Here is a 9,686-nt window from a genome sequence, read left to right as displayed (position 1 = left end):
CAGACAACCCAAAAGGGCAGCTTCAGCTGCCCTCAGACTGCAAATAAACCCCTGGCCACAGCCAGGGGTTTATCATTCACTGGGGCATATTGAAGAAACCTGTGCCCGAACGGACGGTTCTCGAGATGGTAACGCTCGACAGTCTGATGCCGTAGGATCACCTGCTTCGCAAGGTCGATGCAGTGATCGGCTTCTCCTTCGTCCATGATCGCGTTGCCGGCCTAAATATCGCGACTTGATCCTGCCAATGACCGTCATTCATCGTCTTGACGCTGCACTTGAACCCGACACAGATGCGGGGCTGACCATAAGGACACAGCTGGGCAAGGCTGTTATCGTCAACCAAAACGTTGCTCATTGCCGCGTTAGTGCATCGATGCACCAGTGTTCCGGTGCACCATAAACCAGCGCGCCATAATGGCTACTATTGCACTTGCCTGATACGGTTGTCTTGACTATTCCAAGCATGGATGTAGCCTCATAGGGAAGATGAGATAGAATGGAAGATGCAGTTATTCGTGTCACCGATCTGTCCGTCCTTTTTGACAATGCATCGGCATTAGCTGCTGTCAGCGTCTCCATTGCGCCAGGAAAAATAACCGTTATCTGCGGTGCGAACGGTTCGGGGAAGAGCACTTTGTTGCGGAGCATGGCGCGACTACAAGCGCCTTCGCAAGGATCGGTGTTCTTTGAAGGAACCGACATTCGTCATCTGCGGCGCATTGATCTGGCCCGCAAGATTGCGGTGCTTGGCCAGATGCCCGAAGTGCCAGCTGGACTGACCGTCGAGGAACTGGTTGAAAATGGTCGACATCCGCACCGGCGTTTGTTTTCAAGGCTGGGACCGGAGGATCAACGATTTATTGACGGTGCAATTGCCCAGGTTGGTCTACAAGACTTGCGTCACAGGCATGTGGCATCGCTCTCAGGTGGTGAGCGGCAACGGGCCTGGGTTGCGCTCGCACTTGCGCAAAATCCCTCTGTTCTCTTCCTCGATGAACCGACAAATTTTCTCGACATTCGTCACCAGTCTGAACTGTTGACGCTGTTGAAAAAGCTGAACCGAGATCGCGCGCTGACGATCGTTGCCGTACTCCACGATCTCAACCAGGTGATTGAACTCGCAGATCATGTGATCCTGATGCGTAAAGGGCGTGTGATGGCAACAGGGGAGCCTGCAACGGTATTCACCGAGCCGCACCTCAAACAGGCGTTTGATTTCGACATCGATATTACCCAGCATCCGGCTTTACCGATCCCATTCTGCCTCCCCCGCTGGGTCCAGCATCGCGATCGGCCGTAAGAGAATGAGAATGAATGCTGCAACAACGATGGGATCGCGCGCTTTCGGGCGTGCTGGAAACCTGATCATCCTTGGAATTGTGTTGCTGGTCCTTCTGTCCTTTGCAGACCTGATTGCTGGCAGCGGCAAGGTCACGATGCAGGATCTGCTGCTGGCCCCCTCAAGACCGCAATCGGTCGCTCAGATTATCATCGAAACGATCCGGCTCCCGCGGGTTTTGGCAGCCATCCTTGTCGGAGCGGCGCTCGCCGCCGCCGGTACCATCATGCAGACGATCCTGCGCAATCCTCTCGCCGCGCCTGATATTCTGGCTGTGACAAGCGGCGCACAACTTGCTCTCGTCATATCGAGCCTGTTGTTGCCATTTGCCTTCCCCGGTTTCGCAGCGACCATTCTCGGCGGCGCGATCGGTGGCTTGGTTTGTTTGTCGGTGGGCGGTGGATTGCGCGCGCAACCGGTCAGGCTGGCACTGGCGGGGGTCGCTGTCAGTCTGGCGTTTTCAGCACTCACCTCTGCAATCATTCTGACCGCAGACGACCGTGCATCCGGAATTATTCTCTGGTCTTCCGGCATTCTGGATCAGACCGGTTGGAGCAAGATTGTATCGCTCGCTCCACTGGTTTTCGCCTGCATTGTGCTGCTGATTATGCTTGGCAGACAGTTGGATATCATGAATTTGGGCAACGATATTGCATCGAGCCTCGGTCTGGGAAAGGCCACAGCCATCATTGGACTTTTGGTCTGCGTCGTGCTGGCTGGAGCAGCTGTCTCCATTGCTGGACCGATTGGCTTTATCGGCCTTGCCGTCCCTAATTTCTTGCGGGCAACTGGTTTAATCAAACATCGTGTTTTGTTGCCAGCGGCTTGCATTTGGGGTGCGGTCGCCTTGTTGGGCGCCGACGTTATCGCGCAAGCGTTGAGCAAGGAAGGCCGGGTTGTTCCGACCGGAATTCTCGCGGCTTGTCTTGCAGCGCCGGTTTTGATCGTGGTCCTTCGCAAGGTAAAGACTGAGGCAGGCGCCCGCGCCAATGTCTTGTTGGGGAGCGTGCTGTTTGCGCGAAAGCCCACGCTTTATGGGACCCTCTTGCTGGTGTTATCTGCAGCAGTCTTGGCAGGGCTCACGTTTGGCGACGGCACAGCCGGCAGGCAAATCGATTGGAACATTGTGTATGCGCTGCGCATGCCTCGGGTTTTCATCGCGGGTGGCGCAGGCGCATTATTGGCCATCGCAGGTTTGTTGCTTCAGGCCGTTACCCGAAACCCGTTATCGGGGCCCGAAACTCTTGGGCTTGCGCAAGGGGCCGCGCTCGCCAGTTTGCTTGCACTCCTGACAGGCTTTGTTCCAGGGGGCCCGCTCTTTGCTTTGTTCGCAGCCCTGGGCACCAGTAGCGTCGTTATCTTGATATCGGTACTCGGGCGCCGTTTGTCACCAGCAAGCATTGCCTTGACCGGACTGGCGATTGCAGCAAGTCTGTCAGCGCTGAGCACGATTGTGGTCATTGAAGCCAAACTGCAAGTTGCTGAAGCGCTTTCCTGGCTTGCAGGATCAACCCATGCGCGCAGTTGGCAGGATGTTGAAGCACTCGCACCCTGGCTCATCCTTCTACTGGTGGCAATGGTGCTTGCAAAGCGGCTCGACATCCTGGCGCTGGGGCAAGACGGCGCCCAATCGCTGGGAGTTAATCCCGTCTCGACGAGAATTTTGGCGATGGCGCTCGCCGCCTTTTCAGTTGCGGGCGCCGTGGCTGCGGTCGGCGCCGTCGGATTTGTAGGGTTGATTGCACCACATGCTGCGCGTTTATTTTGCGGTGCGCGCTACCGGCATCTCTTGCCAGTCACAGCACTGATAGGCGCGATTCTGACTGTTTTGGCAGATACGATAGGACGCTCCATAATTGCGCCACACGAAATCCCGGCAGGCATAGTCACGGCCTTCATTGGGACCCCGTTGTTTATTATCTTGATGCGAAAACAATCGCGTTAATACGCCGATATCATCAGATGATGTCTGTCAGACTGCGAGGGCACTGGTCGCTTTTTCAACGAGGCGCAACATTGATCTTGTGGATCCGAATGGCCAAATATCGCCACCGATCGCATAGACCTGTTTGGCAGCCACCATCGGCAGAACAGGCCAGATGGCGCTTTGACTGAGCTCAATCGGCACTGCTTCACCGAGCACCAGCAGTTTTGTATCGACGCTTAGCGAGGCCAACTCTTCAAGCCCAATTGTCGTAAAGCCATAGGGTTGATTGCCGAGGTCGGCGCCGGCGGAGAACCCGGCTTTCGCAAGTGTCCTCATGATTAGAGAATTGGACGTGAAAATACGCAACCTGGCGACCCCAGGTAACGGCTGCGCAACAACCAGCTTGGCGGCATCGCGGTTTCTTTTTTGAACGGCAACCAGTTTCCGTTCAAATGACTGCCATTCGGCCTCTCCGATCGCCGCGCGATCGGTGGCTGTTGCAACAGTTGAAAGATCGCGTTTTGCAGCTTCGTAGAAATCTGGAGCATTGGAGCCTGCATCCAGGAGAAGGGTCGGTGCGATTGCGTCCAATCGGGCCGCAATCGTTGCATGACGCAATGCAGAGGTCACAATCAGATCCGGCTTGAGGCGCATCAGGGCTTCAAGGCTGGGTTGCTGACGTCCACCCACGTCAACGGAGCCAACAAGCGCTTCGTTGTCGATACGCACCCATTGCCTATAGCCAGCGAGATCAGCAACTCCTGACGGAACAAGCCCCAGTGAAAGAACCATTTCTGTCTCTGCCCACTCGAGGCAAACTATTTTGCGGGGCGTTTGTGCAGCGACAGCGCGCGCGAGGGCGGCCAAAGCCGCCCCCACTAAAAGCCCGCGACGGGATAACGCTGCTACCATCGAACACTCGTCGTTGCCATAACGGAACGGCCTTGGCCAAAATAGCACTGGCTTGTTGAATTACACCCTGCCACATATTTCTTATCGCCAAGATTATAGGCATTGACCTGCAAGCGATAGTTACCGAGATCGTAACGCAGGAACGCGTCAACAAGTGTGTAGGATGGCACGTAGAACGTGTTGAGCGTGTCGCCCGCCGTCTTACCGATACGCCGCACGCCACCACCAACAACCAGATTACCGTTGATGCTGTTTGGCAAGGGCATGTCGTAACTGACAAAAAGTGACTGCTGGTTCTTTGGAACAGTATAAGGCAGTTTGCCGATCTGAGCCGGATTCTGGCTTTCACTCACTTCCGGATCCTGGAAGCTCAGTGCGCCAGTCAGGTTCAACCGGTTCCACAAGCGTGCTGTTCCTTCAAGTTCAACACCACGAACACGCACTTCATCGGTTTGATAATAAATGCCGGAGATACGATTGACGACATTTTGCTGTTCGGCTTCAAATGCCGAGAGCGTTACCGAATAGTCCTCGCCTTCCGGTGCGTATTTCAGACCGACTTCCTTCAACGTACCTGTTGTTGGCTTCAAAGGCGTGTCGGAAAGTGTAAGCACTGGCAAGAACGATGTCGAATATAGTGCATAAGGTACAAAACCTGAATCGAACAGATATGCGACACCGACGCGCCCCGTAAATTTATTGGGATTTTGCTCGTAATCCACAATGCGCCCGGTTGAAAGTGCCGTCTGCTCTGAATCAATACGCACAAAGTCCTTACGACCACCAAACGTTAAACGGAAATTACCCGCTTCAATCTGGTCCTGTACATATATGCCCGTCTGGTACTGCTTTTGAAGCAGGCGGTTCGTAGGCGAAAGGCTTGCAACATCCTGATCATAAGTTGGGTTGAACAAGTCTTGAGAAGGACCACGCGCAGACGCTGTATAGTTGTCCAATCTCTGCCACTGTTGATCTACACCAATAAGCAATGTGTGAGACATTGGGCCGGTATCGAAACGCGATTCCAATTGCGTATCAAACCCGAGTGCGTCTAGTTTTGGCTGCGCGAGATAATTGGTGCGCGGAATAGTGTAACCATTCCAACCGCTCGTCGGCAAAACACCTGTAAATAAATTGCGATAATCGGTTTTCATGTGCGAATATCGGAAGTTCTGGCGGACCGTGAAAGTATCGTTGAAGCGATGCTCAAACGCATATCCTACGTAGCCAGTCTCCTTCTTATACACGGCATTGCGTGGATCGCCATCTGAAAAATGACGTGAAATAGTCTTCCCCGTTGGACTTGGCAGAACACTCCCGTAAGCAGGAATGATGACGCCTGCCTGCCCCATATCGTCCTTGAGATAACCGCCCGATACAATCAGACTCGTATCCGTATCGGGGCGCCACGCGAAGCTTGGATTAATAGCAAAACGATTATTTTTGCCGAACTTGTAATAAGTGTTACTGTCACGGAACATGCCATTGAGACGATATGTAAATCGTGGATCATTATTAATCGCGCCGGTCGTATCAAAACCTAGTTCTTTGCGCTCAAAGCTTCCGCCACGTAAATAAATCTCGTGAGCCGCTTCAACTTGCGGCGCTTTACTAACCATATTCACGATGCCACCTACATTGCTCTGCCCAAAAAGTGCAGAGCTTGGGCCGCGAAGAATTTCTACGCTTTCAAGCGAATAAGGCTCAACAACGAAACCGGAATAGCCACCCGGCTGGCTCGCAATCTGGGGAATGCGCAAACCATCAAGATAAAGATCTGCAGGGAAACCGCGGACGGTGAAATAATCAGATCGAACATCGGCGCCGTAACGCTGCGCATTCACATTGGCGCTGTAAAGCATCGCCTCACTCACCGACTGAACGGCTCTGTCATCCATATTATCGCGGGTTACAACAGAGATTGATTGCGGGACTTCACGAAGAGCAACGTCACTCTTGGTGGCGGCGCGGCTATAGTTAGAAATGTATCCCTTCACAGGCGTACGCGGGCCAGTGCCATCGCCAGTCTGGACCTCAATGGTTTTGAGTTGGATAGTCCCAGCTTCCTGAGCCATCGTCGGCTTGGCCACTGCAAGTGCAGCCACGCCCGAAAGCAGTATCGCCTTGAATAACGCCTGTCCTGAGAAACAATCTGTGTTGTGATTTGGATTTCGTTCGCGGGCAGCGACGCCACTGGTATTCAATTCAGTTCTCCTGGTCGTTCATCAAACGAACGACATATGTCCCGCTGACGATAACGACTGCAGGCTTTGGCTATCAATTTTGTTGTTGCGCAATCGTAGAGTTCAGAATAATTCTAAATTACGCATGCATATCAATGCGTTGCGGATGAGAATATATTCATCATGACCTGTTGAGTCAGGCCAAACTCGGTTGCAATCGGGTCAAAATTCTGCAATTTCCATCAAATATGACTTTTTAAGTCAAATTGGGCCAAATGGAAGATAGAATGCAACCGAAGTATGCCATTGATTACCAGGACATCGACCGACCTCTGGCTGTGATGCGGCGTGAATACACGACGAGTACAAACTTCGGATGGCACAGCCATCGACGCGGGCAGCTTCTGTTAGGAAACAGCGGCTATATGACGGCAATGACGGAAGAAGGGGCGTTCATGCTGCCCAGCGGCTACGCAATTCTCATTGCCCCTGACCTCCCGCATGCGGTTCATACGTTCGGAGAAACCAGAATGCACTCTGTCTATCTGGAGGAACGCGTTTTACGGGGCTTCTGGGGTCCAACAAGAATTCTGAAAGTTTCAGCGCTGCTTGATGCGAGCATCCAGGCGCTTGCAAATGAACCGGTTCTCTACGATGAAAGCGGCAGAGGACACCATCTTTCAGCGCTTATTCTCGATGAAATTCGCAATGCCGGTCCACAGCCATATACGGTTCCGCTGCCTTCTGAAAAACCGCTGCGCAAATTCTGCCGGGATTTGCTTGATGATCCGGGCAATAATCTCACCATCGATGATTGGGCTGATAAAGTCGGTATGAGCCGCCGGACGATGACGCGCAAGTTTCGATCTGAAACAGGCATGAGCTTCATCGAATGGCGGCAGCGATTGCGGGTCTCGCATGTCATGCGTCGCTGCGCAGAGGGCGCACCACTCGCTGTTGCAGGATTGGAAGCGGGCTATCAGAGCCTCTCGACATTGCGCAAAATACTAAAAGCCTGGTCAATTTAAACTTAAGTGCTGACACAATAGTGTGTCGATTGGTAAACGCGCCAGATTTGGTGCCGGCGTCCGATTTAGTGTTCAAGTCAAACACCTAAGGATCAGCAGTCGCATGTCTTCCAACGCCTTGAGGAATTAGGAACCCAAATCCACCGGCTACCCGGTTCGTTCAATGCCGCCGTCGATTATCAATTTAAAAGCTCTCGCCCTGACGACGTGCAGGCCACCTTCGACCTTGACGCCTATCACGTCGTCAATACGAGGGTTGGCTGGAAAAACACTGGCGGAGATTTCGAAATTTACGGCTTCGGGCGCAACCTGTTTGGCGAGCGTTATGAAATGTTCAGCGCTGCGGGTTACGTCGGAAGCAAGGTTGTTTCTGTAAGCCAAGGCCGTGTCCCGGGCACAGGAGTTTCAAAATCTGTCTAAGGCACTATAGCAGCGCTTGGCTGGCGTAAGCATCTGTGCCAAGACTTGTGGAAGATGACGAAGAGGTTTCAATGCCCATTCTGGAAGAATTCGAGAACGACATTGATCCTGACACGGTGGAGAAACCTCTCGTTGCCGTAGGCGCCAAAAAAGCCATTTCCTACTGGGAGAAGGGGCAACACGCTCACAGAAAGGCATCGCTTCTGATTAACCTCAAAGGAATGGTGACTTGCGAAGCAGACGATGGTGTGTGGATTGTCCCTCCCCATTCTGCGCTCTGGATGCCCGCAGGGAAAGTGCATTCGGGACGCATGTCAGGCAATATTGAATGTTATGCTGTCTTTTTAGAACCCGAATTGATCACCAAGCAGCCAAGGTCGTGCGCAACACTTTCCGTCTCGCCCCTTTTGCGGGAATTGATTATTAGGTGCGCGCAGTTGCCTGTTGATGCGCCATTCTTCGACGCCGATTTTCGCATCCTGGCTGTCCTGTTGGATGAGTTTGAGGCGGCGCAAGAAATGAAGCTCTCGTTTCCTATGCCCAAATCTGCTCCCCTTCGGCAGCTTGCAGACTTGCTTCTCAAACACCCGATGGACAAAGCGACGCTCGCCCAATGGGCAGCCAGAATTGGATTAAGTGAACGCACCTTGAGCCGGTCACTGCTTGCAGAAACGGGAATGAGCTTTGGTCGTTGGCGACGCCAGCTGCATGTTGTCCTGGCCCTTCAACGACTTGGTGACGGCGAAACCGTTCAAAATGTCGCGATAGATCTCGGATATGAAAGTGCGAGCAGTTTTGTGACGATGTTCCGAAAGGCGCTAGGGAAACCCCCGGCGCGATATCTCATGGATCAAGCCTACAGTCTGGGAGAAGAACCCGTCTCTTAAGATCTGCGTCGCGCGTTTTCATCTTGGCGGGATCGAAAAATATTATGTCACGATTGCGCAATGACACCTCTGGCAGACCGACCTATTGCTTTTCATAGTCAAGGGAAATACGGCGATCAGCTGTCTCTTTGCCTTGGAGCTGCTGGCAGTCACGCTTCCGGGCGCGGTCGCGCTGGCCATCTCAGGGGCGGCGCATCCGTCCGAGTTAATGCATCCATCCCGGCAAGGAGACAATACATGCCTTTGGACAGTGCAAACTTTCCCATCGTCTGGATGAGTTACGATCAGGGCCCAGACCACGATCACGACGAGGACTTCGAGGCGTTGGAAGCAAATCTGAAGCGTGGCACACCTTTTGTTCTCATTACGGATTCAACACCGGTCGAAGACCACGAGCACAGTCATGAAGAAAAAAAGCGCACGTCGCTTTGGATGAAGAAGCATAAGGCCGAACTTAGAGCGCTGGTTCTGGCGATGATCGTGATCGAGCCGAGCGCCGCCAAGCGTCTCGCATTCAAGCCCTTCGGTGCCGCCTTCGCCAAGTTCTGGGGCTATCCGCTGCAGCTCGCCTCATCGCGCGAAGAGGCTATGGAGATCGCCGGGAAACTGCTTTCGGAGCACACCTAGTCTACAACAGCCTGAAAAACGACAGCGAACGATGCGACAAGGCTATTTCATCTTTCGGTAGGCGTACCCACCGATGCGAGCGCATTGCTGTGCTTCACCACCAACGCCTGACCTTCGCCTGCGGCAGGAAGCCCCTCCGCTTCTTGAAGGAGAAGGCACTTCTGGCCGTTCTTATGGTTAGGATGCGCGAAGGCTTAAACGCAAAAAAGCCCTTCGTTAAGAAGGGCTTGGTGCAAGTGCAGTTATCGTTGGTTGCGGGGGCAGGATTTGAACCTGCGGCCTTCAGGTTATGAGCCTGACGAGCTACCGGGCTGCTCCACCCCGCGCTATTTTTTGAACTATTCGGGTCATGATATTATT

Annotated in this window: 8 protein-coding genes, 1 tRNA gene and 1 pseudogene; 6 read left to right on the top strand and 4 right to left on the bottom strand. The window is 53.3% G+C overall.

Features of this window, described 5'->3' with window-relative positions; genetic code table 11:
• Positions 1-86: 86 nt before the first annotated feature.
• The 3 genes and pseudogenes from ABE530_RS19025 to ABE530_RS19015 all read left to right on the top strand — a co-directional run.
• Positions 87-224 (top strand): annotated as a pseudogene (locus ABE530_RS19025) (IS5/IS1182 family transposase); the annotation flags it as partial.
• A gap of 275 nt (positions 225-499) precedes the next feature.
• Positions 500-1,303 carry an ABC transporter ATP-binding protein gene (locus ABE530_RS19020; protein ID WP_499695633.1) on the top strand — a complete coding sequence of 268 codons (804 nt, stop codon included), beginning with the start codon at positions 500-502 and terminating at the stop codon, positions 1,301-1,303.
• 10 nt (positions 1,304-1,313) lie between these two features.
• Positions 1,314-3,287 (top strand): iron ABC transporter permease, encoded by a 1,974-nt coding sequence (locus tag ABE530_RS19015; protein WP_499695632.1) that lies wholly within the window; start codon positions 1,314-1,316, stop codon positions 3,285-3,287.
• Positions 3,288-3,314: 27 nt separating this feature from the next.
• Here ABE530_RS19015 and ABE530_RS19010 read toward each other — a convergent pair whose 3' ends face one another.
• On the bottom strand, positions 3,315-4,181 hold the full coding sequence (locus ABE530_RS19010; protein ID WP_499695631.1) for an iron-siderophore ABC transporter substrate-binding protein: 867 nt from the start codon (positions 4,179-4,181) through the stop codon (positions 3,315-3,317).
• Positions 4,175-6,385 (bottom strand): TonB-dependent siderophore receptor, encoded by a 2,211-nt coding sequence (locus tag ABE530_RS19005; RefSeq protein WP_499695630.1) that lies wholly within the window; start codon positions 6,383-6,385, stop codon positions 4,175-4,177. The genes ABE530_RS19010 and ABE530_RS19005 overlap by 7 nt, the downstream gene beginning before the upstream one ends.
• Positions 6,386-6,651: 266 nt before the next feature.
• Between ABE530_RS19005 and ABE530_RS19000 the strand changes: the two genes are divergently transcribed.
• Positions 6,652-7,392 carry an AraC family ligand binding domain-containing protein gene (locus tag ABE530_RS19000; RefSeq protein WP_499695629.1) on the top strand — a complete coding sequence of 247 codons (741 nt, stop codon included), beginning with the start codon at positions 6,652-6,654 and terminating at the stop codon, positions 7,390-7,392.
• Between the two features lie 147 nt (positions 7,393-7,539).
• Here the strand turns inward: ABE530_RS19000 and ABE530_RS18995 are convergent, their stop codons facing one another.
• Positions 7,540-7,773, bottom strand: coding sequence for a hypothetical protein (locus tag ABE530_RS18995; RefSeq protein ID WP_499695628.1), 234 nt, complete (start codon positions 7,771-7,773; stop codon positions 7,540-7,542).
• A 110-nt stretch (positions 7,774-7,883) separates the two neighbouring features.
• Here ABE530_RS18995 and ABE530_RS18990 point away from each other — a divergent pair, with 110 nt between their 5' ends.
• Positions 7,884-8,699 carry an AraC family transcriptional regulator gene (locus ABE530_RS18990; RefSeq protein ID WP_499695627.1) on the top strand — a complete coding sequence of 272 codons (816 nt, stop codon included), beginning with the start codon at positions 7,884-7,886 and terminating at the stop codon, positions 8,697-8,699.
• Positions 8,700-8,936: 237 nt separating this feature from the next.
• On the top strand, positions 8,937-9,326 hold the full coding sequence (locus ABE530_RS18985) for a hypothetical protein (protein WP_499695626.1): 390 nt from the start codon (positions 8,937-8,939) through the stop codon (positions 9,324-9,326).
• A 249-nt stretch (positions 9,327-9,575) separates the two neighbouring features.
• Here the strand turns inward: ABE530_RS18985 and ABE530_RS18980 are convergent.
• Positions 9,576-9,652, bottom strand: a tRNA-Met gene (locus ABE530_RS18980).
• Between the last annotated feature and the right edge of the window lie 34 nt (positions 9,653-9,686).

This window comes from Brucella sp. TWI559 (assembly GCF_039674265.1).
In the GTDB taxonomy this organism is placed as follows: domain Bacteria; phylum Pseudomonadota; class Alphaproteobacteria; order Rhizobiales; family Rhizobiaceae; genus Brucella; species Brucella chromiisoli.
Note: the sequence above shows the minus strand (reverse complement) of the source record. Positions and strands in the feature narration are given on the sequence as shown.